18 protein-coding genes are annotated in these 20647 nt (G+C 68.5%); 5 read left to right on the top strand and 13 right to left on the bottom strand.

Annotation, left to right across the window (positions count from 1 at the left end; genetic code table 11):
- Positions 1-31: 31 nt before the first annotated feature.
- The 6 genes from praA to HSX14_RS13590 all read right to left on the bottom strand — a co-directional run bounded on the left by praA (position 32) and on the right by HSX14_RS13590 (position 6302).
- A complete protein-coding gene (gene praA / locus HSX14_RS13615) occupies positions 32-520 on the bottom strand; it encodes an alkane oxidation protein activator PraA (RefSeq protein ID WP_111259954.1) in 489 nt (162 codons plus the stop codon).
- Positions 517-693, bottom strand: coding sequence for a hypothetical protein (locus tag HSX14_RS13610; protein ID WP_158545570.1), 177 nt, complete (start codon positions 691-693; stop codon positions 517-519). Before HSX14_RS13610 ends, praA begins: the two co-directional genes overlap by 4 nt.
- A gap of 973 nt (positions 694-1666) precedes the next feature.
- Positions 1667-2920, bottom strand: a complete 1254-nt coding sequence (locus tag HSX14_RS13605) for an efflux RND transporter periplasmic adaptor subunit (protein WP_173174157.1) — start codon at positions 2918-2920, stop codon at positions 1667-1669.
- Positions 2910-4397 (bottom strand): TolC family protein, encoded by a 1488-nt coding sequence (locus HSX14_RS13600; RefSeq protein ID WP_173174159.1) that lies wholly within the window; start codon positions 4395-4397, stop codon positions 2910-2912. Before HSX14_RS13600 ends, HSX14_RS13605 begins: the two co-directional genes overlap by 11 nt.
- Positions 4390-5601 carry an ABC transporter permease gene (locus tag HSX14_RS13595; RefSeq protein WP_173174161.1) on the bottom strand — a complete coding sequence of 404 codons (1212 nt, stop codon included), beginning with the start codon at positions 5599-5601 and terminating at the stop codon, positions 4390-4392. The genes HSX14_RS13600 and HSX14_RS13595 overlap by 8 nt, the downstream gene beginning before the upstream one ends.
- Positions 5598-6302, bottom strand: coding sequence for an ABC transporter ATP-binding protein (locus tag HSX14_RS13590; RefSeq protein ID WP_111260006.1), 705 nt, complete (start codon positions 6300-6302; stop codon positions 5598-5600). The genes HSX14_RS13595 and HSX14_RS13590 overlap by 4 nt, the downstream gene beginning before the upstream one ends.
- A gap of 393 nt (positions 6303-6695) precedes the next feature.
- Between HSX14_RS13590 and HSX14_RS13585 the strand changes: the two genes are divergently transcribed.
- From HSX14_RS13585 to HSX14_RS31185, 4 genes are all read left to right on the top strand, one after another.
- A complete protein-coding gene (locus tag HSX14_RS13585) occupies positions 6696-8549 on the top strand; it encodes a type VI secretion system family protein (RefSeq protein WP_173174163.1) in 1854 nt (617 codons plus the stop codon).
- A complete protein-coding gene (locus tag HSX14_RS13580; RefSeq protein WP_173174164.1) occupies positions 8546-9178 on the top strand; it encodes a DUF2931 family protein in 633 nt (210 codons plus the stop codon). The genes HSX14_RS13585 and HSX14_RS13580 overlap by 4 nt, the downstream gene beginning before the upstream one ends.
- A 76-nt stretch (positions 9179-9254) precedes the next feature.
- The gene (locus HSX14_RS31190; protein ID WP_228723587.1) at positions 9255-9725 is read left to right on the top strand and encodes a hypothetical protein; all 471 of its coding nucleotides are present in this window, start codon (positions 9255-9257) and stop codon (positions 9723-9725) included.
- A gap of 85 nt (positions 9726-9810) precedes the next feature.
- On the top strand, positions 9811-10272 hold the full coding sequence (locus HSX14_RS31185) for a demethoxyubiquinone hydroxylase family protein (RefSeq protein WP_230428054.1): 462 nt from the start codon (positions 9811-9813) through the stop codon (positions 10270-10272).
- A 120-nt stretch (positions 10273-10392) separates the two neighbouring features.
- Here the strand turns inward: HSX14_RS31185 and HSX14_RS13570 are convergent, their stop codons facing one another.
- Positions 10393-10722 (bottom strand): BRO-N domain-containing protein, encoded by a 330-nt coding sequence (locus HSX14_RS13570; RefSeq protein WP_173174168.1) that lies wholly within the window; start codon positions 10720-10722, stop codon positions 10393-10395.
- A gap of 390 nt (positions 10723-11112) precedes the next feature.
- On the bottom strand, positions 11113-12336 hold the full coding sequence (locus HSX14_RS13565; protein ID WP_173174170.1) for a DUF1444 domain-containing protein: 1224 nt from the start codon (positions 12334-12336) through the stop codon (positions 11113-11115).
- A gap of 210 nt (positions 12337-12546) precedes the next feature.
- Here HSX14_RS13565 and HSX14_RS13560 point away from each other — a divergent pair, with 210 nt between their 5' ends.
- On the top strand, positions 12547-13446 hold the full coding sequence (locus HSX14_RS13560; protein WP_173174172.1) for a hypothetical protein: 900 nt from the start codon (positions 12547-12549) through the stop codon (positions 13444-13446).
- Between the two features lie 235 nt (positions 13447-13681).
- Here the strand turns inward: HSX14_RS13560 and HSX14_RS13555 are convergent, their stop codons facing one another.
- From HSX14_RS13555 to ptsP, 5 genes are read right to left on the bottom strand one after another with little or no spacing between them, the layout of a single operon-like run.
- Positions 13682-14077 (bottom strand): GFA family protein, encoded by a 396-nt coding sequence (locus tag HSX14_RS13555; RefSeq protein WP_173174174.1) that lies wholly within the window; start codon positions 14075-14077, stop codon positions 13682-13684.
- A gap of 23 nt (positions 14078-14100) precedes the next feature.
- On the bottom strand, positions 14101-14919 hold the full coding sequence (locus tag HSX14_RS13550; RefSeq protein WP_173174176.1) for a shikimate 5-dehydrogenase: 819 nt from the start codon (positions 14917-14919) through the stop codon (positions 14101-14103).
- Positions 14920-14953: 34 nt separating this feature from the next.
- Positions 14954-16675: a PTS fructose-like transporter subunit IIB gene (locus tag HSX14_RS13545; protein ID WP_173174178.1), complete on the bottom strand. Its 1722-nt coding sequence runs from the start codon at positions 16673-16675 to the stop codon at positions 14954-14956.
- Positions 16672-17628 carry a 1-phosphofructokinase gene (gene pfkB / locus HSX14_RS13540; RefSeq protein ID WP_173174180.1) on the bottom strand — a complete coding sequence of 319 codons (957 nt, stop codon included), beginning with the start codon at positions 17626-17628 and terminating at the stop codon, positions 16672-16674. Before pfkB ends, HSX14_RS13545 begins: the two co-directional genes overlap by 4 nt.
- Complete coding sequence (gene ptsP / locus HSX14_RS13535; protein ID WP_173174182.1) at positions 17628-20489, bottom strand: phosphoenolpyruvate--protein phosphotransferase; 2862 nt, start codon at positions 20487-20489, stop codon at positions 17628-17630. The genes pfkB and ptsP overlap by 1 nt, the downstream gene beginning before the upstream one ends.
- Positions 20490-20647 lie beyond the last annotated feature (158 nt).

The following is a 20647-nucleotide window of genomic DNA, read 5'->3' as shown; positions in this document are numbered from 1 at the left end:
TCCCACCCTGGGATGGGAAGGCCGCTCACGCTTACGGAACCAGCGTGAATGCCGGGGTCGGATTCACATACAGGCTCTGGATGGTGCAAGAGCCAACCGGCTGGTTCGGGTTCAGGGTGAGCTTGTTGTCAGCGTTGCTCCAGACACCATTCACGGTGACCGGGGAGCTGCTGCAGTTGATACCGGCCACGGTGAACTTGACGCCGCTGACGTTGCCAGCGGTGAGGCTGGATGCGGTCAGGGTCCAGGGCAGGCCAGCGGCGCTTGCTGCGCTGCAGAGGGTGCCGCCGGTGATGTTCACGGCAGTGATGGTGGCTTTGTCAGCGCCGCCCACGGAGGTGGTGCCGATGAATTCAACGTTGCAGGTCACTGCGGGGATCAGCAGACCGGGCTTGACCACCGAAACACCCTTGGCAGAGAAGGCGGTGTTGGCCGGGGTGATGGTCACGGCCATGGCCGAGGAGGCGCCCATGCACAGGGCCAGAGCAGCGGTAGCAACGGAGAGTTTGGACATTTTCATTGTTTTCGTTCCTTGGTTGATAAGCAAAACATGGTTTTGTTTTTGGTCACTGGGAATACACCACGAAGACCTTCCTGTTTAACCCATGACCGCTTTTCAAACTTGCCCATCAACCCGCTGTTAGAATTACCGGCGGAAATCATTCCAACTCCGATAACAATCAACAACGACACACACTGTTTCCGGGCAAGTTCCCAGGCCAACTTCCGTTGCAGACAAATAACAATCGAAGTGCAGCTATCCAGGCTGCGTCATGTCATCCATCCAACAACGTCCGCATGGCACTGATCGGGCCGGTACCTGCCGAGGCAGGTGCCGGACGAGTTCCTCAACGCTGTCGTTCAATCACGCTCGTTTCGATGCAGGGCCATGGACACACGACGGCCTGCGAGAGGGTTTCCACCGCTTCCGCCACCGGGGCGGAGAGGACGCATCGGGTCGGGCACGAGGCTCGATACGAGGCGAGGGAGCCGGGCGGCAGATTCCCGGCGAGTGATAGGGGCGATGCCTGAATCAGGCGAAAAATGGAGCATCCGTTGCCACCTCCCTGCTGCGTTCCAATGCGTAGCGATCTTTACCGACTCGCCAGGGGTTGTTACTGGTGGGCGATCTACCTGTGGGACCCGGGCTCGTGCCGTTGGTGGGTGACTTCCCAGTGGGTAGCGCCGGGAACGAGATTAGGTCGCTGGACCGCATTTCATACCTAGCAAAAGGTTGGGCACCCCCGCCCCAGAGCCTGCCAGCGAAGCCGCAAAAACGTGAACTTCCTACACACCTGCGTCAAAGGCCGTGCGCCATATAGCTGACTGTCCCGACAACTCGGGGCTTGACGGGTGTTTCCATAACGGACACCCCTCCTCCCTGCGCATCGTTCTGGTGCATGAATTGATTGTTCGAAAAATGAATCCGCGCCCATCCACGGCGAATCTGCGGGCAGAAGGCCGGGTAATACGCGCGATCGTGCGAGTTGGAAGCAGCAAAACGATGCACGCCGCAGGTTGGGCCGAGGCACCAAGCCCAACGCATCAACGTCTCAATGGGCACCGCGGCGTTGGGCCTTGCTGCGCTAGGCGCCAACCTATGGGGATTGCGGGGGATGCAGCGTAGGCCGGGGGATACCCGGCGGGGGATGCGAAACGCGGAGGCTCAGCCGGAGATGCCGACGAACCCAGGCTCCAGGCCGAATACCTCGACACCCGCCGGCGTCGCACGGCCGGTGCGGACCTGCACTTCCCGCGCGGGCTGCTCCAGGCTGGGGCGGTAGTCCAGCAGCCAGCGCCCGTCCACGCTGCGCAGGGCACCGGGGGGCACGACCATGGCGGACTCGTTGCGGTAGGCGAGGATCGACAGGCGTGCGCTCATGCCCAGCCGTACACGGCGCATCTGCTCCTCGTTGAGATCGGGGATGGCGACCATCACTTCGAACTGCGCGCCACCCTGGGTGCTCGGCAGCGCCTGGCCGCCCACCACGCTGACGGTCCCGTGCAGCGCCTCGCCCTCGAAGCCGTCGCCCTGCACGTCCACCGCCATGCCTTCGCGCAGCTGGTTGACGTCCAGCTCGGAAACCCGTGCCACGATCTTCAGCCGCTCGATGCTGGCCAGGCCGAACAGCGGCGCGCCCTGGGTCACCTGGGAGCCGGCCTGCACCGGCCCGCGTGCGGCGTCATCCAGGCTCAACCCGGGGGCCGGCACCACGATGCCGGCGAAGGGCGCCTTGATCTCCCGTGCCTCCAGCAGCTCGCGCAGCGCGTCGTGCTTGACTTCCGCGTTGGCCAGCTCCATCTCGGCGATCTGCAGGTACTCGCCGCTACCACGCGCCTGGGAGCGGGCCAGGTCGCGCTCCGCGGCGCTCAGGTCCATGCGCTGCAGGCGCGCCTGCTGCTCCAGGTCCTCCAGCTCGTTGCGCGGGATGATGCCGCGCTCGAACAGCGCGCGGGTCTGGCCGAGCTTCTTCTCGGTGCTGGCCAGGGCCAGTTGGGCGCTGCGCAGGGTCCGCCGCGCGCGGGACATCTCCTCGCCGCTTTCCCAGTCCTTGAGCTCCTGCACCGCGCGCCGCGCCTTGAGCAGGGCCGACAGCGCATCGCGCTGCTGCACCTCGGTCTCGGCCGCGTCCATGCGCAGCAGCAGCTGCCCGGCCTGGACCCGCTGCCCCGGCTCCACCAGGGATTCGGCCACGATGCCGGCGAAAGGCGCACCCAGCGCCAGGGTCCTGTCCGGTTCGATACGCCCCACCAGGCCGATGCTGTGCTCCAGCGGCGCCGGGTCCACGCGCTGCCAGTGCATGGCCGCCGGCGCCGCCCCGGGCGCCTCGCGCAGGCCCCAGGTGATGCCGGCGATGACCAGCACGGCGACGGCGAGCAGCAGGCCGCGACGGGCCAGCGGGGAACGGTCAGTAGTCATTGAGCGAGATGTCCCATCTGTCGAGCGTCATGCCCAGGGCCAGGTCCAGTTGCGTCTGCGCCTCGAGGTAGGCGATCAGCGCATTGAGGCGGGCGTTCTCGGCGTTGCGCAGGTCACTCTCGAAGCTGAGCACCTGGAAGTTGCTGGAGCGCCCGGCGTTGAGCTTGTCGCGCTCGATATCCAGCTTGCGCCGCGACAGCTCCAGCGCACGGTTGGCGATCTCCAGCTGGCGCCAGCGCGTGCCCACGTCACGCACCACGTCGGTGACGTTGCGCTCCAGCGCTTGCCGCGCGTCGGCCACCTGCAGCTCCTGGTCCTCGACGTTGACCCGTGCCTGCACCTCGCCCTGGCGTCGCGTCAGGTCGCCGATGGGGATGTCCACGCGAACCCCGGCGTAGCTGTCCCAGGAACGGTCGCTGCCGCTGGTGTGCGGGTAGTCGTAGCGGTCCCGCGTCTGGCTGCCCCCCACTTCCAGGGACAGGTCCCAGAGCCGCTGGTTCTTCGCCACCACCAGGTTGATGTCAGCCTGCTGGCGGTTGATCAGCTGGCGCAGGTAGTCCGGTTGCTGCTGCTCGGCCAGCCGCACCGCCTGCTCACGGTTGACCTCGATGCGCTCGGCTTCCAGGGCGTCGCTGGCGCGCACCTGCGAGGACAGGTCCAGGGCCAGCAGGCGCAGCAGCTCCAGGCGCGCGGAATCCAGCTGGTTGGCGGCCTCCTCCACGCTCAGTTCCTGGGTTGCGAGGTCGGCCTCGGTCTGCACGATCTCGAACTCGGCCATGCGCCCGGCCTCGATCATCGAGCGGTTGACCGAGACCAGTTGCTGGGTGCGCTCCAGCGCGGCACGGGCGATGCGCTGCTGCTCCTGGGCGCGCAGCAGGTTGCGGTAGGCGCTGATGATGGCGGTCACCGTCTGCGACACGCTGGACTTCAGGTTGAGCCGGTTGGCCTGCTCCGACAGCTGGGCCAGGCGCACCGGCGCGGTGTTCACCTCGCGCCCGGCGCCGCGCAGCAGGGGCTGGATGATGCTCAGGTCGACGCCGTCGTTGCGCTGGCGCCCGGCCCGGTCGGCGTCGTTGTAGCCCGTGCTCCAGCCCAGCGCGAGTTGCGTGCCGTACTCGTTCAGCAGAGTGGCCGTCGGGCCGATGCGGCCATCGCGGTAGCGGTCCTGGTGGTTGCGGTTGGCCCGGTAGCTGCCGGTGATGTAGAGCTTGGGATTGAAGACGTCCTCGGCGACGCGCAGGTCGAACTTCTCGGCGATGCGCCGCAGGTAGCCGCTCTGGATGCTGCGGTTGTTGCGCAGGCCGAGGAACACGGCGTCCAGCAGCGTCAGGTCGGCCATCTGCTCGCTGAGCAACGGGCCATTGCCCTGGCGCTCCATGGTCGGCGCGGAAGGGTCCAGGCGCTCCTCGCCCCAGGGCTTGGCCTGGGCGGGCAGGACCAGGGCCAGGAGAAGCACGGCGAGCAGGCGACTAGGCATCGCGCAACGCCTCCACCGGTTGCAGGCGCGCCGCCGAGATGGCCGGGTACAGGCCGAAGAACAGCCCCACCAGCAGCGTGCTGCCCATGCCCAGCGGCAACGCCGAGGCCGCCATGGCGAACTCCCAGCCGGAGATACGCGCGTAGCCCCAGGCGGCGGCCACGCCGAGCAGCGCCCCGGATACCGCGCCGGCGGCGGTCAGCGCCACCGCCTCTACCAGGAACAGGTTGCGGATGTCCCGCCGCCGCGCGCCGAGCGCCATGCGCACTCCGATCTCGCGGCGTCGCTCGCTGACGTTCATCAGCATCACGTTCATCACCCCCACCCCGCCGCCCACCAGGGAGATGCCGCCCAGGGCAGCCAGCAGGTAGGTGAAGGTGCGGGTCTGCTGCTGCATGGCATCGATCATCTGCTGGGCCACCTGCAGCGTGCCCTTCTGTTCGCCGGCGATCTCGCGATTGATCCGCTGCAGCAGCCGCTCGCCGGTGCTGGGTACGTCCCGGCCCGGCACCACCCGTGCGATCAGCGTGCCGATGTTCGGCGCCGGGTTGACTCGCGCCATCCCCGCCAACGGCAGGAACAGCGACTCATCGGCGGTGAAGGGGATGATGCCGCCCGCGCCCTGGGGCTTGAGGATGCCGATCACCTGGAACTGGTAGTCGTCGATGCGCAGGCTGTCGCCCACCTCCAGCGGATCACCGGCAACCCCCAGCGCCAGGGCCGCTTCGGCACCGACCACAACGAAAGTCTGGCGGGCATCGAAAACCGACAGGTAGCGTCCCTGCGCCACCCGCAACCGCGCGGCCTCGCCCAGCGACGCGTCGGCACCGACCAGCGCCAGGTTGCGGGTGCGCCCGTGGAAGACCACCTGGCTGCTGTAGAGCACCAACGGGCTGGCGTGCTCGATGCCGGGTACGTCCGCCTCCAGCGTCGGGCCGTCCAGCGCCAACGGCAGGCCATCGGCGCCCCGGGGGGACGAAGGCAGCTGCACCACCACCGCCTCGGTGCCCATCTCGCGGAACACGCTCATGGCCTGGTCGGCGGCGTTCTGCCCGATGTTCAGCAAGGCGATGACCGAGCAACTGCCCATGACGATCCCCAGCAGCGCCAGCAACGAGCGCCGCCCGAGGTTGCGCAGGCTACCCAGCGCCTCGTGCAGCAGCTGCGACAGCGAGGGGGCCGGAGCGGCGTCCAGCAGCGTCATGCCGGGACCGCCTCGTCCACCACCCTGCCCTCGCGCACGCGGATGCGCCGTTCCAGCCGCGCGGCGATGCCGGGGTCGTGGGTGACGATCACCAGGGTCACGCCGCTGGCGCGGTTGAGCTCCAGCAGCAGCTGCATGATGTCTTCGGCGGTGGCGGCGTCGAGGTTGCCGGTGGGCTCGTCGGCGAGGATCAGCGCCGGCTCGCCCACCAACGCGCGGGCGATGGCCACGCGCTGCCGCTGGCCGCCGGAAAGGTCCGCCGGCAAGTGCCCGGCGCGGGCCGCGAGCCCCACCCGTTCGAGCATGGCGTGAGCCCGCTCGCGGGACTCGCGCAGGGCCACGCCGCGGTAGCTGAGCGGCAGCGCGACATTGTCCAGCGCGCTGAGCCGGGGCAGCAGGTTGAAACTCTGGAAGACGAAGCCGATGAGGCGGTTGCGCAGCGCCGCCAGGTCATCCGGGCTGGCCGTGAACACATCGTGCCCGGCGAGGTGGTAGAAGCCGCTGGTGGGCAGGTCGAGCAGGCCGAGAATGTTCAGCAGCGTGCTCTTGCCCGAGCCGGAACTGCCGAGAATGGCGCAGCTCTCGCCCCGGGCGATCTCCAGGGAGACGCCGCCGAGGATGCGCAGCTCCTGCTCGGCGAGCCGATAGCGCTTGTCGATGTCCCGCAGGCGGATGAGCCGCTCGTTATTGTTGTTCAACATGTCCATGTTTCCGCTGACCTGCATCCTTTAGCGGACCGATACCCGGCCCCGAAATCGGGAAGCCGTGAGTCAGATAATTAACACCCGCCAGTAAGGCCAGGAACCCACAGCAGGTATAGCCAATCTTTAGTTTGGCGAAGGGTCTCAATCGCCCCACCCCGCGTGACAGCCAACCCTTCAGCGCATTGCGTGCCTCCCAGGCCCGGCCGGATGCGTCGAGCCTTTACGGACAGGACACGCCCCACCTTCAGCCCTTTCCGATTTCCTTTCCCTTGCCACATCCCGAGCCTTGAGGCCTCGCGCCCTGCCCTGACTGCGGGCTGCTGGCGCGGTTCAAGGCCAGGCGCTCCAGGCGCTTGGGCTCCGCTCAACGACAGGGGATAGGAAATCGACATGGCAACCGGCTATTTCATTCGCCGAGGCGACAAGACCAGTTGTGGGGGTGTGGTGATCGAGGCGGACAACCTCGTCAACATGTTCGGAATTGCCCACGCCCGCATGGGGGACCGCGTCACCTGCGGCAAGCACCCGGGCATCTACACGATCATGGGAGGGGTCTCTTTCATCCAAAGCAGCGGTCGACTGTTGGCGGGCAGCCTGGACAGCATCAGCAGTTGCCCCTGCCGTGCCACCTTCATCCCTACGCTGTACGACGCGGTCTACCGCAAAGAGACCACCGCCAGCCCGACCGCAACACGCGCCGCCCCCGCTCTGGCCGCAGCCCCGCTTGCCGCCGTGCGCCCTGCTGGCCCTCCCCCCGGAAACAACCAACTGGCGGAAAAGACAGCCGAGAAAGAACGGAAGGACATCGGCATCACGCTGCGCCTGGGCCTGTTCTTCGATGGCACCGGAAACAACCAGGCCAACTCGGCACTCACCGAACAGTGCAGGCGCGAGGATCGCCAGCAGTTCGACGAACAAGCACTGAGCGCCCTCATCAGCCACTGCGCCCGCTACGGTTACCGCGACCCGGACGAGGGCGGTTTCTTCCGCCAAGTGCCTGACAACAGCTACGGCAATGCGCCGAGCAATGTGGCGCATCTCTATGCGCTGTATCCGGACAACACCGCCACACCCATTTCTGCAGACGCCGCCACAGGCTTCGCACGCCTTTATTTTGAAGGCATCGGCACAACCAGTGGCGGCTCGGACTCCGTACTGCCGGCCCAGGCCAGCGGGCGGGGCGATACCGGCATCCTGCATCGGGTGGCACAGAGCCCGGATCAGATCAGAGGACAGATACGCCGCTTCCTGGAAACCAACCCTGGCATCCAGATCCGTGCACTGGAGTTCGATCTATTCGGTTTCAGTCGCGGCGCGGCGGCGGCTCGGCACTTCGCCAACGAAGTGCTCAAACCCGATGGCGGCCTGCTGGCCGAGGTGCTCCAGGCTGGTCGGTTCGGCCTGGCCAGAAGCTTCGACTGGCAGCGTGATACCCGCCTCAACTTCATCGGCCTGTTCGATACCGTGGCAGCGACGGTCGACCCGCTGCGGGGCGACTGGAGCCCGGCCAACGCCGACAACCCCGGTATCAACCTCTACTTGCCTCCCGGTTGCGCGCGCAAGGTAGTCCAGTTGGTGGCAGGCTCGGAGCGGCGCTGGAACTTCGCGCTCAACAGCGTGGCTCCGCATCACCAGGAAATCAGCCTGCCAGGCGTCCATTCGGATATCGGTGGCGGCTACCCGCCGCTGATGGAAGAGCGCCTGCTGGCCTCCCAACCGCGCATGGCAACGGAACGCCCCGGCCAACCGCTGGACGCCACCCCGGCGTGGCTGGAGGCCCAGCACGAAGTCAGCCGCCTCCAGTCCCTCGGCCTGCCCGGCGATGGCGAAATCCGGATCAACGCCTGGCCGGTCCAGGGCACCCACCCCGATCAGGAGCGAACCGGCCTGCAAGCCCTGGTCGGTGTCGTGCTACAGCGAAAGGTGCGTGGCGAGTTATCGCGGGTGGCCTTGCGTGCCATGCGTGAGCTGGGGGTGAAGCATGGGGTGCCGTTCGATGTGATCAACGATGATGACCAGCGTTTTGAACTGCCTGCCGATCTACGCCCAATTGCCAAAAAAATCCTCGCCTATGTTCAAGGCGCCCCGTCCCGGCTGAGCCCCGACGACCTGCGCCACCTGCGGGCACGCTATATCCACCTGTCCGCCCACTGGACACCGAGCAAGGGGCTGCTGATCAGCAAACCCGCGCCCAACCAGCGGCTGGTCTTCAACAACAAACCCCAAGCGGGATACCCGCAATGAAGCGCCTGTTGCTGGCCCTTATCATCCTTGCCCTGGCCGGTTGTGCGGCAGGCTCCGGCCAGCCGAGGCTGCCCTATGACTACTGGTACGTCGGTCTTGCCGCGCCACGATTCATGGAGGTCTGGGTGGAAAGCGTGGATGTCATCGATCGCCGAGGACTGGCGTACTTCCATATCCACGGTGGAGTCGTCAGCTACACCGGCAACCCGGTTGGCTGGCACAACGGCGGCGGTGCCATGAAGCAGGCGTCCAATGTCGACTTGCCCGAAACCCTGTTCGTGCGCTGGCAGTCCCTGGTGGAACCCCAGACCTACAAACTGCGCATCGATATCCCGCAATGGGTACGCGACGAGATGCTCAAGCCGCAGCGGGCTTTCTGCCGAGCCGATGGCGAATGGGTCGATAACCTCTATCGATACGACATCTCCATCGGCATGGCTCCCGGTGGCATCGCCAAGGCCTGGGTGGGTGGGCCATGCCTGTCGAATATCGAGATCGGGCGCTACCAGGCCAAGGTCGATACGAGGGGCCCCTACGAGGGCCACTCCAATGGGCGGTACTACCGCCCACCCACTGGGGCCGCACAGGCCTATATCGAGCAGCACGGCATCCCTTATGAATCCTGGTAATCGCTAGCGATCCAATTCTCCGGCGCCTGGCCGCCGTATATATTCACGCCCGGCAACACCCATTCAAGGATGAACCATGCGCCCTCTCCTGCTGCTCTGCTACCTGTCCCTCACCGCTTGCCAAAGCAAGCAGATCCCCGCCAACCAGACGTGGCCGGTTCCGCCGGAGCGGCTGTTCGCCTATCAGGGAGTGCCCGCCGAGCCGAGCCAGTACCTGATCGTCAACCGCGACGATGCCTGGTGGGGGCGCAAATGCCTGGCCAGCGTCTACATCAATGGCCAGCTCGCCGTGCAGTTGGAGATTGCGGAGTCGGCCGCTTTCCAACTCCCCTACGGCCAATGGGACCTGGCCGTCGAAGCCGGCGATTGCGGCCGCGCCCAGCTCATGGTGCCGCTGTCCAACTTGGCCGCCAGCCGCTACCGAATCGCCTTCGACGCCGAGGCCAACGTGCAGCTGCTGCCCACCGAGGCGGGCAACAGCATCCTGTGCAGGTACGGTGGCTGTGGCGGTGGCCGCCCGGTATTCCGGCCGCGAGTGGTGTTCTGAACCGACCTCATCTCACCGCCCGCCTCTCGGAGCCCCTGTGTTGAATACCGGTAGCCGCTTCCTAAAGGTCAACCACGCCGGCGAAATGGGTGCGGTATGCATCTACAGCGGGCAGATCTTCATGGCGCGCCTGACGGCGCCCTCCCTGGTCACCCGGTTGCAGGAGTTCCGCGAACACGAGCGCGACCACCGTGAAGCGTTTCGCGCCGAACTGGCACAGCGCGGCGTTCCACGCTGCCGCAGCTACTGGCTCTGCGCAGGGGGTGGATGGCTGCTCGGGCTGATCACCGGGCTGCTGGGCCAGCGCGCCATCGCAACGACGACAGCGGCTGTGGAGCATGTGGTGCTGCGGCATCTCGACGAACAGCTGGCGACCCTGGCCGATCAGGACCCCGCTGCCAGCGCCTGTATCGGCTCGATCCTCGTGGAAGAGCAACAGCATCACGATGAATGGGAATACCTCGCCGGCGGTCATTGGGCCTATTCGCTGGCACCACTGGTGCGGCTGAGCACCGAAGCGGTCATCCAGCTCGGCCTGCGCCTCTGATCGATGCCCCGCTGCGTTGGGCCTCGCAGGCTCGGCGCCAACCTACGGATGGGCCAAGCCGGCGACGTAGCCCGGGGCAGGCTCGGCAACGCGCCGCTGGTGCGTTGCCTGGCAGCCCCCTCAACCGATGCGCAGCACCGCCACCACCTCCTGGCTGACCCAACGCCGCAGCATGCGGTTCTCCGGGTGGAAGCAGTAGACGCTGAGCAGGTCGTGCAGGCCGGATTCGCTCACCACCGCCTCCTCTTCGAACCAGCCGTTGGCGGTGCGCAGGCGCACGCGGCGGTGCTGGTCGTCGCAGAGGCGGAACAGGGTCCGGCGGTTGATATCGGTGTTGAGCAGGCGGCGCAGGTCGCGGGTGGAAAACCAGGCTTCGTGGCCCATCAGGAAAGCGCGCAGTTGACGCTGGTGACGCAGGAAGATGCGAGGGGTGATCTCGGGAAGGTTCATGGCAGTACTCCATCCATCCTGTGATAGAGCCGCCACCCACTGCATGAAGGGTGGCGGACCGTGCGAGGTGGAAGTACCGGAAAAACGACGCGAAAACCGGCTGGGCGCGAGCCCACTCACACGGTCCGCCATAGACTGCCGACGCCAGGCGTCGCTATGGCACGCGTCGTTGTTTCTGATACCGGGCTTCCACACCCGACTGCTTTCTGTGGAAAGCAGCGGCGGAACCCTATCCAAGCCCCTTGTAGGCCCGCAACGGCGTTGCCTTGTAGGCGTTTTCCATAAGGAGAAGCCCTTGTAGCAGCGGTGCCCCATCGAGCCCAGCAGCGTTGGGCCTCGCGAGCTCGGCGCCAACCTACCGGTAGCCCGTGCTTTGGCCCGGGAAGACGGCTAGCCCAGCTCGTCCAGCAGCTCGGCACGGCTGGGTTCGGGGAAGCCCAGGGTGCGGTAGCGCGGCGGGTAGAAGCCGGGGGCTTCTTCGAGCAGGTCACCCAGCAGCGCCATGGCCTGCTCCCAGGAAACGGCGCGGGTCTCGGCGTCGCTGCAGTCTTCGTTGGGGCGCACCAACACCAGGCGGTCGACGCGGGGCAGCAGGCTGTCCACGCCCTCGGTCCAGCTGGCGATGGAGAAGAGCATGTCGGGGTCTTCCTGGACGGCATACAGCTGGTAGGTGGCGACGAAGATGTCGGTGCTGTTCTCTTCGTGGATCAGGTCCAGCGCGTGCTTCTGGGTGTCGTACTCGGCCTTGGTGGCGAGACGGCGCATACGCTCCAGGCGGGCTTGCAGCAGCGGGTTGTGCGCGGTGTAGGGCGCCACCTTGCCGTCCTGGTAGCAGTACAGCCCGGAGGAGATCGCGCGGCCCTCGGTCGCGGCCTCCAGGCTCAGCTCGACCATCGCCGCGAGGCCGTGGCCGTCACGGTCGCCGGTCACCAGCAGGGTCTCGCGGCTGGGCACCATGAACAGCGGCCGGCCCTTGAGCGGCAGGCGCTCGAGCACATCGGGCAGGAGGATGCGGCTGATGTCGTAGCTGTCGTTCCAGTTGCCCCGGAACAGCCCCGGCACCACCTCGACGAAGCTGTCGCCGGTGCTGTCGCGCAGGTTGGTCAGGGCGATGGCCATCCCCTCTTCGAGGGTGATGCCCCAGCTCTTGTCGGGGCCCTGCACCAGGGTGGCGGTGGACTCGGGGTGGTCGATGGCCAGCAGCACCACGGCGTCGTCGCCCATGGGCAGGTAGACCGGATCGAATTCGAGGTCGTTGCCCTCGGTGCGCAGGTGGTGCAGGCGCAGGTCCTCGATCATTCCGCGGCTGCGCACCACCGGCAGCAGCAACGGCCGCGCCTCGTCCAGCGGCAGCGCCAGGCTGCGCTGGTTCTCGCACAGCGCCGTGATGTAGCTCTGCAACGCCTGCCGGCGCTTGGCACCGCGCTGCCCGCAATATTCACGGTAGGCGTTGTGCAGGTTGAAGAAGGCGCTGTCGCCATACACCAGGCGGAATTCCCGGGGGCGATAGGTCATTTCGCCCTTGAAGCCGGCCTTGCGCGCAGCGGACTCGAAGAGCACGGCGAAGTCATCCGGGGAGGGCTTGCGGTTGAAGAGGAAATCCAGAAATCCCATGGCGATACCAAACGATGAAAACGCGTCGCCGCACTTTAGAGGAGCCAATGCCGCCGCACCAGCACGCCGGTGCACGTCGAGCCCGCAAGATAATCCCTGAACCTTTGCCCGCCGTCCGGCACCCAATTCCATGAGTGCCGGCAAATAAGGCACGGTGACCGTCGCCCCTGGCGGTCACGGCGTTGAGCCTTCCCGAACAAGGACACGACGATGAACACCACTTCTGATGCCTACGCAACCGCCCTGGAAGTCAACGACGCCTCCGGCGTTTCCTGGAGCGCGGTATTCGCTGGCGCGGCGGCCGCCGCCGCGCTGTCCCTGATCCTCGTGCTGCTGGGCTTGGGCCTCGGCTTCGCGGCCATCTCGCCCTGGCAACACGAGGGCATAGGTGCCGAGGGGCTGGGCTTCGCCGGCATCGCCTGGCTGGCCTTCACCCAGCTGGCGGCCGCCGGCCTCGGCGGTTACCTCGCCGGGCGCCTGAGGCTGCGCTGGAGCCGCCTGCACGGCGACGAGGTGTTCTTCCGCGACACCGCCCATGGCTTCCTCGCCTGGGCCGTCGCCACGCTGGTGACCGCCGCGCTGCTGGTAGGCACCGTCGGCAACCTGGTGGGCGGTGGCGTGCAGGCCGGTGCGGCGATCGCCGCCGGCGCCAGCGCCGGAACCGCGCCCGGCGCCAGCGACGATGCACAGAACCCCTACGGCTACTACATCGACACGCTGTTCCGTGATGACCGTCCGGCCCCCACCGTCGACGATGCCGCCCACGGCGTGGTGTCGCGCATCTTCGTCCGCAGCCTGGCCGGTGGTGGCCAGCTGAGCCCCGAGGACCACGACTACCTGGTACGCCTGGTGGCCCAGCGCACCAACCTGACCCAGGCCGAAGCCCAGGCCCGCGTCGAGCAGGTCCACGCCATGGCGCAGCAGGCCGTGAACGACGCCCGCCAGGCCGCCGATGCGGCCCGCAAGGCTGGCATCCATGCCTCGCTGTGGATGTTCGTCGCCCTGCTCATCGGTGCCTTCACCGCCAGCTTCGCCGCCACCCGTGGCGGTCGCAGCCGCGACACGGTGACCGACGGCCTCGCCTACCACCGCACCGCCCCCCTTCGCTGAACGAGGAGAACGACCATGCGTTCGCTGCTGCTTTGGTTCCTTGGTGTACCGATCCCGATCATCATCCTCATCGCGCTGCTCACCTGAGCCGCGATGACAACGAAAAGGCCGCTGCTCCGGGAGGACAGCGGCCTTTGTGTTGTGTGCGCGGGGGAAGCGCATCGCGAATGAATGCGCTCCCACGATCGGTGTATCCCTGGCATTGCGTAGGTCGGGTGAAACCCGACGCCCCCGCTCAGCGATCGGCCGGGTGGTTGACCCCGTCGCTGGTGGGCACCTCGCCCAGGTCGAAGGGGTTGACCCCGTCCAGGCAGCCGACGTTGAAGCCGTACTGGTCCGGGCTGGAGCGGCGCTGGTGGTGGGTGTGGATGCCGCAGCGCGAGCAGAAGTAGTGCCGCGCGGTGCGGGTGTTGAACTGGTAGAGGGTAAGCAGTTCGGCGCCCTGCACCACACGCAGCCCGGCGAGCGGCACGCTGGCGACGATGGCGCCCTTGCGCCGGCACAGGGAACAGTCGCAGCGACGCGGGCTCACCAGTCCGTCGGGCAGGGTCAGTTCCAGCACCACCGCGCCGCAGTGGCAGCTGGCGCGGTGAAGGGGAAGGATCGGGGTGTCGCCTACCTGCTTGATCATCGGTGTGCTCCTGAAAAATGCCCTCAGCTGCGCGCGAAGGCCGCCGCTTCGGCGATCTGCTCGGCGTCGGGGCGGATGCCGGTATAGAGCACGAATTGCTCCACCGCTTGCAACACGATGACTTCGCCGCCGGTGATCACCCGCTTGCCGAGGGCGCGGGCGGCGCGGATCAGCGGGGTCTCCACGGGGATGGCGACCACGTCGAAGACCACCTCGGCGGCCTCGATGGTGGCCTCGTCGAAGGCCAGTTGCCCGGCTTCGGGGCCGCCGTCCATGCCGATGGGGGTGACGTTCACCAGCAGCCGCGGGCGCAACCCGCCCTGCTCCGCCTGCCAGGCGAAACCACAGGTGGCGGCCAGGGCGCTGCCGCGTACCTCGTTGCGTGCCACCAGGGTGCCCTGGGTGAAGCCGCTGTCACGCAGGGCGAAGGTCACTGCCTTGCCCATGCCGCCGCTGCCGCGCAGGGCGAAGTCCGCCTGCGGGTCGACGCCGTGGCTGCGCAGCAGGCTGGCCACCGCCAGGTAGTCGGTGTTGTAGCCCTTGAGGTGGCCTTCGTCGTTGACGAGGGTGTTGACCGACTGGATCACCGCCGCCGAGGCATCCAGCTCGTCGAGGTGGGGGATGCAGGCTTCCTTGAACGGCATCGACACCGCGCAACCCCGTATGCCCAGCGCGCGGATGCCGCCGATGGCCGCCGGCAGGTCGGTGGTGGTGAAGGCCTTGTAGACGTAGTCCAGGCCCAGTTGCTCGTAGAGCGAATTGTGGAAGCGCGTGCCGAAGTTGCCGGGGCGGCCCGACAGCGACATGCACAGGCGGGTTTCCTTGTTCAGGGTGCGGGGCATTGCGTGGCTCCGTGGGCGAAGGTGGACAGGGACATCACGACGAGGCAACCAGCTCCTGGGCATCGCCGCGCTTGAGCACGGCATAGAGCACGCCGGTGACCAGGCTGCCGGCGACGATGGCCAGCAGGTAGGCGAGCACATGGTTGATGGCGTTGGGGATGAGCATGACGAACAGCCCGCCGTGGGGCGCCATGAGCTTGCAGCCGAAGTACATCGACAGCGCACCGGTGAGCGCGCCGCCGACGATGCTGGCGGGGATCACCCGCAGCGGGTCCTTGGCGGCGAAGGGGATGGCGCCCTCGGAGATGAAGCACAGCCCCAGCACCAGCGCGGCCTTGCCGGCCTCGCGCTCGCTCTGGGCGAACTTGCGCCGGGCCAGCAGGCAGGCGATGCCCAGGCCGATGGGCGGCACCATGCCGGCGGCCATGGTCGCGGCCATGGGGGCGTAGCTCTGCGAGGCCAGCAGGCCGACGGAGAAGGCATAGGCGGCCTTGTTGATCGGCCCGCCGAGGTCGATGCACATCATCCCGCCCAGCAGCACGCCGAGGAGGATGGCGTTGGTGCTGCCCATGCCGTCGAGGAACTGGGTCAGCGCGGCGAGCATGCCGGCCACCGGCTTGCCGACCACGTAGATCATCACCAGGCCGGTGATCAGGCTGGCCAGCAGCGGGATGATGAGGATGGGTTTGAGCGCCTCCAGGCTCTGCGGCAGCCTGACCCAGCGGCTGATGGCCTTGGCCGAGTAACCGGCGAGGAAGCCCGCGACTATGCCGCCGATGAAGCCCGCGCCCAGGGTGGCGGCCAGCAGCCCGCCGATCATCCCCGGTGCCAGGCCCGGGCGGTCGGCGATGGAATAGGCGACGTAGCCGGCCAGCAGCGGCACCATCAGCTTGAACGCGGTGTCGCCGCCGATCTGCATCAGCGCGGCGGCCAGGGTGCCCTGCTCCTTGAAGGCCTCGATGCCGAAGACGAAGGACAGGGCGATCAGCAGCCCCCCCGCCACCACCATCGGCAGCATGAAGGAGACGCCGGTGAGCAGGTGCTTGTAGACCCCCTTGGCCTCGCCCTGGCCCTCGGCCTGGGTGCTGCCGGGCTTGCCGGCCTGCTGCACCTGGGCATCGGCCAGGGCCTTGCGCAGGGTGGCGTCGGCCTGCTTGAGGGCGACACCGGTGCCGCAGCGGTAGACGCGCTTGCCGGCGAAGCGGGCGGTGTCCACCTCGATGTCGGTGGCCAGCAGCACCACGTCGGCGGCGGCGATGGCCTCGGCCGACAGCGGGTCGCGGGCGCCCACCGAGCCCTGGGTCTCCACCTGCAGCTCCATGCCCAGGCGCGCAGCGGCCTGCTTCAGCGCCTCGGCGGCCATGAAGGTGTGGGCGACGCCGGTCGGGCAGGCGGTGACCGCCACCAGGCGCGGCCGCTCGCCCGCCACGGCCGTTGCGGCGGGTGCCGGCGCGGTGTCCTGCACCTGCGCGTCACGCTCGGCGCGCTGGAGGAAGGCCTGCGGCTCGTGCAGGGCCTCGGCCGGTGTCGCCAGGTACAGGCGCTTGCCAGCGAAACGCGAGAGGTCCAGCGGGCCGGTCTTCACCACCAGCACCCAGTCGGCAGACGCCAGCGCTTCGGCGGGCACGGTTTCGCCGCCGGGCATTTCCACCTGGGGCGTCCAGCCCAGGCGGCGCGCGGCGGCCTCCAGCAGGCGCGCGCTGATCAGGCTGCTGACCGCGCCGTTGGGGCAGGCGGTGACAAGGACGAATCTCATCGGGGAACCTCGTGTTGTTCTTCTGCGGGTTGCACGACGACGCCGCTTTCCAGCGACGCCAGCTGCGCCCGGTCATGGATGCCGAAGCCGATCTGGGTCACCGCCTGGGCGGCGATGGCGGTGGCGTGGGCCAGGGTGCGCTCGGCGGGCCAACCGGCCAGCAGGCCGTGGACCATGCCGGCCAGCAGCGAATCACCCGCGCCCACGGTACTGGACACCTGCACCTTGGGCGGGCGCGCCTGCAACGCCTGGGCACCGGCGAACCAGCGCACACCCTCGGCGCCCATGGACAGCACCAGGTGCTCGATGCCAGCGGCCTGCAAGCGCGCGGCCTCCTCGGCCTGAGCGGCCAACTCGTCGAGGGGGCGGCCGCAGGCTTCGGCCAGTTCCTCGACATTGGGCTTGACCAGCCAGGGCGCAGTGGCGAGCCCCGCGCGCAGGGCCGCGCCGCTGCTGTCCAGCGCCACCCGGGCGCCCAGCGCACGCAGGCGCCGCAGCAGCGCGGCGAACCAGTCGGCGTCCAACCCGCGCGGCAGGCTGCCGGCCACCACCACCAGGTCGTGGCCGGGCACCAGGGCGTCGAGGCGGCGCAGCAGTTCGTCCCTTGCCGCGGCGTCCACCTCCGGGCCGGGGCCGTTGATGTCGGTGATGCGGCCATCGTCCTCGGCCAGCTTGAGGTTGCTGCGGGTCTCGCCCTCGACGCGGACGAAGGCGTCGTGGAAACCGCGCCGGGCGAACAGCGCCTCGAAGGGCTGGGCATTGCCGGCACCGAGGAAGCCGCTGACGCTGAGCGCATGGCCCAGATCGGCCAGCACCTGGGCGACGTTGAGGCCCTTGCCGGCGGCGTGGCTGACCAGCGCCTGGCCGCGATTCACCGCGCCGGGCTCCAGACGCGGCAGCCGCAGGGTGAGGTCCAGCGCCGGGTTGAGGGTGAGCGTGAGGATGCGCGCCATCAGAATTTCTCCGCCAGGGCCCGCACCGCTTCGGCACTTTCCGCCGCCAGCGCCACGCCAGCCAGTTCCTGGGCATCGGCCAGGCTGAGTTCACGGATGCGCGCCTTGACCTCGGGCACGCTGCGTGCCGAGACACTGAGCTCGTCCACCCCCAGCCCTACCAGCAGCGGCACCGCCAGCGGGTCGGCGGCCAGTTCGCCGCACACGCCCACCCATTTGCCGCGCGCATGGGCGGCGCGCACGGTGAGTTCGATCAGTTGCAGCACGGCCGGGTGCAAGCCATCCGCCTGGGCCGAAAGCGTGGGATGGCCACGGTCGATGGCCAGGGCGTACTGGGTGAGGTCGTTGGTGCCGATGCTGAAGAAGTCCACCTCGCGCGCCAGCACCGGCGCCAGCAACGCGGCGGACGGCACCTCGACCATGATCCCCAGCTGCAGGTCGGCCTGGGGGATCTCCTCGGCCAGGCGCAGGGCCATGTCACGGGCCTGGCGCCACTCGCCGACGCTGCCGACCATGGGGAACATGATGCGCAGCGGCCGGCCCTCGGAGGCCCGCATCAAGGCGCGCAGCTGGGTCTCCATCACCTTCGGCCGCTGCAGGGTCAGGCGCACGCCGCGCAGGCCGAGGAAGGGGTTCTCCTCGTGGGCGATGGGCCAATAGGGCAAGGGCTTGTCGCCGCCCACATCGAGGGTGCGCGCCACCAGCGGGCGGCCGTCGAGGGCGTCGAACACCTTGCGGTAGTCGGCCTCCTGGGTCGCCAGGTCGGGCGCCTGGGAATGGGCCATGAAGATGAATTCGGTGCGCAGCAGGCCGACGCCCTCGGCGCCCTGCTCCACCGCCGCCACGGCGCCGGCGGCGTCGCCCAGGTTGGCGCAGACCTCGACGCTGTGGCCGTCACGGGTCCGTGCCGGCTCCAGCTTGTGCGCCTCGGCCTCGCGCAGCAGGCGCTCGCGGTCCTGGTGCTCGGCACGGGCGCGCTCCAGCAACGCCTGTTCGGGCGCCACCACCAGGCGCCCACGGCCGCCGTCGAGCAGCAGCGGCGTGCCCGGCTCCAGGGCCAGCACCACGGCCCCGGCGCCGACCAGGGCGGGAATGCCCAGGGCGCGGGCGACGATGGCGCTGTGGGAGGTGGCGCCGCCGCGCGCGGTGAGGATGCCGGCCACGCGGGTACGGTCCAGCCGCGCGACGTCGGAGGGCGCCATCTCGTCCAGCACCAGCACGTAGGGGCGTTCGGGCTCGGCCTGCTCCACGACGCCGCAGAGCTTGGCGAGCACGCGGCGGCCGACGTCGCGCAGGTCGGCGGCACGCTCGGCCAGCAGCGCGTCCTGCAGGGATTCCTGCTGCGCGGCGGCGGTGGCGATCACGCCCGCCCAGGCGGCGGCAGCGCTTTCGCCACGCTGCAGCCGGGCCTCCACCTCTTCGCCCAGGGCCGGATCGGCGAGCATTTCAAGGTGGGTGACGAAGATTTCGCGGATGGCCTTCACCTCGCTGCGCTGCACCAGTGCCTCGATCTCCGCGCGCACCTGGGCCAGTGCCTGGTGCAGGTGCTTGCGCTCGCTGGCGGGCGTCTCGCCACGGGCGGGGTAGTCGAAGGTCCGCGCCACCCGCACATGGGCCGGGCCGATGGCGATGCCCGGCGAGGCCGGTACGGCGTTGAGCAGGCTGCCGGGCGCCGGTGCGGCGGGGGCGGCTTCCGGCAACTCGGCTTCGGGCTGTTCGGGGGCGCCGTCCGCCAGGGGCTCCACCTCCTCGCCCAGGCCCTGCTCCACCGCCTGGCGCAGCACCGGCAGGGCTTCGGCGGCGATGCCCGGTTCGGCCAGCAGCTCCAGCACCTGGCCCCGACGGATGCCCAGGCCCAGCAGCTTGCTCAGGCTGCGCGCGCTCACCGCCGGCAGCCCGCTGTCGGCGACGCGCACGCGGATGTCCCCAGCGAACCCCTTGGCCAGTTGCGCCAGCTCCTTGGCCGGGCGGGCATGCAGGCCGTGGGCGTTGGCCAGCGGCACGCGCAGGCTCGGCCAGTCGGCCGTGGCGTCGCCCGCCAGGGTCTCCAGCACCCGGCGGCGATCGGCGGCACGGGCCAGTTCGGCGCCACGGCCTTCGATCAGCAGCGCACAGAGACGCTCCAGCAGCGCCACATGGGCATCGCCCCGGCTGGCGAGGCAGAACAGCCCGGCCAGCGGCTGGCCCTCATGGCGCAGGGGCGTGCGCGGGGCGACGAAGGCGAGCCCGGGGCGGCTCACCGCCTGGTCGCTGTCCAGCCACCAGAGGCCTTCGCCCAGGGGCAGCGCCTCGCCCTGCAACAGCTGGTTGGCGTAACCCTTGTCGACACAGCCGGCGCGGCGCAGCAGGCGCGCGCCTTCCAGGGCCAGTTCGTCGAAGTCTTCGGCGGTGCTGCCCAGCGCCACCAGTTGCTCGTCCAGCGCCAGCTCGCCAGGGCCGCCCTGGAGCAGCGCGATGATGGCCTCGGCGGATTCGGCGCGGCGCAGGGCGTCACCCAGGTCGCCTTCGCCCAGGGCGCGGGTCAGCAGTTGCAGCAAGCGCAGGTGCTCGTCGGATTTCGCGGCGATGCCGATGGCCAGGTAGACGCGCTGGCCGTCGCCCCAGTCCACCCCGTCGGGAAAGTGCAGCAGGCGCACGCCGGTGGCGTGGACCAGGTGACGGGTTTCCGGGGTGCCGTGGGGTATGGCCAGGCCCTGGCCGAGGTAGGTCGAGCCCTGCGCTTCACGCGCTTGCAGCGCGGCCAGGTAGCCCTCGGCGGCGAGCCCATCCCCCACCAGGCGGCCGGCCACCAATTGCAGGGCGGCGGCCTTGTCCGTCGCCGCCAGGCCCATGGACACCAATGCCGGGGTGAGTTCGAGCATGCCGTTTCCTCCACGCGGGCCTTGGGGCCCTTTTGTCGTTGTGCGATGAATCTTCAGCTTAGGCGCTGTCCGAACCCTGGCAGAGGGCCCGCGACTATCTGGACAAAGCACTTGCTGAATCGTTTCACTAAACTGGCGGCACGTTACTCGATATTCTT

The sequence above is a fragment of the Pseudomonas tohonis genome, from assembly GCF_012767755.2.
Lineage (GTDB): Bacteria > Pseudomonadota > Gammaproteobacteria > Pseudomonadales > Pseudomonadaceae > Metapseudomonas > Metapseudomonas tohonis.
The sequence above is the reverse complement of the archived record's forward strand: the minus strand, read 5'-3'. Positions and strand labels throughout refer to the sequence as shown.

Coding starts and splice junctions, on each gene's coding strand:
- praA (WP_111259954.1), bottom strand. CDS start 520: ATGAAAATGTCCAAACTCTCCGTTGCTACCGCTGCTCTGGCCCTGTGC.
- HSX14_RS13605 (WP_173174157.1), bottom strand. CDS start 2,920: ATGACTACTGACCGTTCCCCGCTGGCCCGTCGCGGCCTGCTGCTCGCC.
- HSX14_RS13600 (WP_173174159.1), bottom strand. CDS start 4,397: ATGCCTAGTCGCCTGCTCGCCGTGCTTCTCCTGGCCCTGGTCCTGCCC.
- HSX14_RS13595 (WP_173174161.1), bottom strand. CDS start 5,601: ATGACGCTGCTGGACGCCGCTCCGGCCCCCTCGCTGTCGCAGCTGCTG.
- HSX14_RS13590 (WP_111260006.1), bottom strand. CDS start 6,302: ATGTTGAACAACAATAACGAGCGGCTCATCCGCCTGCGGGACATCGAC.
- HSX14_RS13585 (WP_173174163.1), top strand. CDS start 6,696: ATGGCAACCGGCTATTTCATTCGCCGAGGCGACAAGACCAGTTGTGGG.
- HSX14_RS13580 (WP_173174164.1), top strand. CDS start 8,546: ATGAAGCGCCTGTTGCTGGCCCTTATCATCCTTGCCCTGGCCGGTTGT.
- HSX14_RS31190 (WP_228723587.1), top strand. CDS start 9,255: ATGCGCCCTCTCCTGCTGCTCTGCTACCTGTCCCTCACCGCTTGCCAA.
- HSX14_RS31185 (WP_230428054.1), top strand. CDS start 9,811: ATGGGTGCGGTATGCATCTACAGCGGGCAGATCTTCATGGCGCGCCTG.
- HSX14_RS13570 (WP_173174168.1), bottom strand. CDS start 10,722: ATGAACCTTCCCGAGATCACCCCTCGCATCTTCCTGCGTCACCAGCGT.
- HSX14_RS13565 (WP_173174170.1), bottom strand. CDS start 12,336: ATGGGATTTCTGGATTTCCTCTTCAACCGCAAGCCCTCCCCGGATGAC.
- HSX14_RS13560 (WP_173174172.1), top strand. CDS start 12,547: ATGAACACCACTTCTGATGCCTACGCAACCGCCCTGGAAGTCAACGAC.
- HSX14_RS13555 (WP_173174174.1), bottom strand. CDS start 14,077: ATGATCAAGCAGGTAGGCGACACCCCGATCCTTCCCCTTCACCGCGCC.
- HSX14_RS13550 (WP_173174176.1), bottom strand. CDS start 14,919: ATGCCCCGCACCCTGAACAAGGAAACCCGCCTGTGCATGTCGCTGTCG.
- HSX14_RS13545 (WP_173174178.1), bottom strand. CDS start 16,675: ATGAGATTCGTCCTTGTCACCGCCTGCCCCAACGGCGCGGTCAGCAGC.
- pfkB (WP_173174180.1), bottom strand. CDS start 17,628: ATGGCGCGCATCCTCACGCTCACCCTCAACCCGGCGCTGGACCTCACC.
- ptsP (WP_173174182.1), bottom strand. CDS start 20,489: ATGCTCGAACTCACCCCGGCATTGGTGTCCATGGGCCTGGCGGCGACG.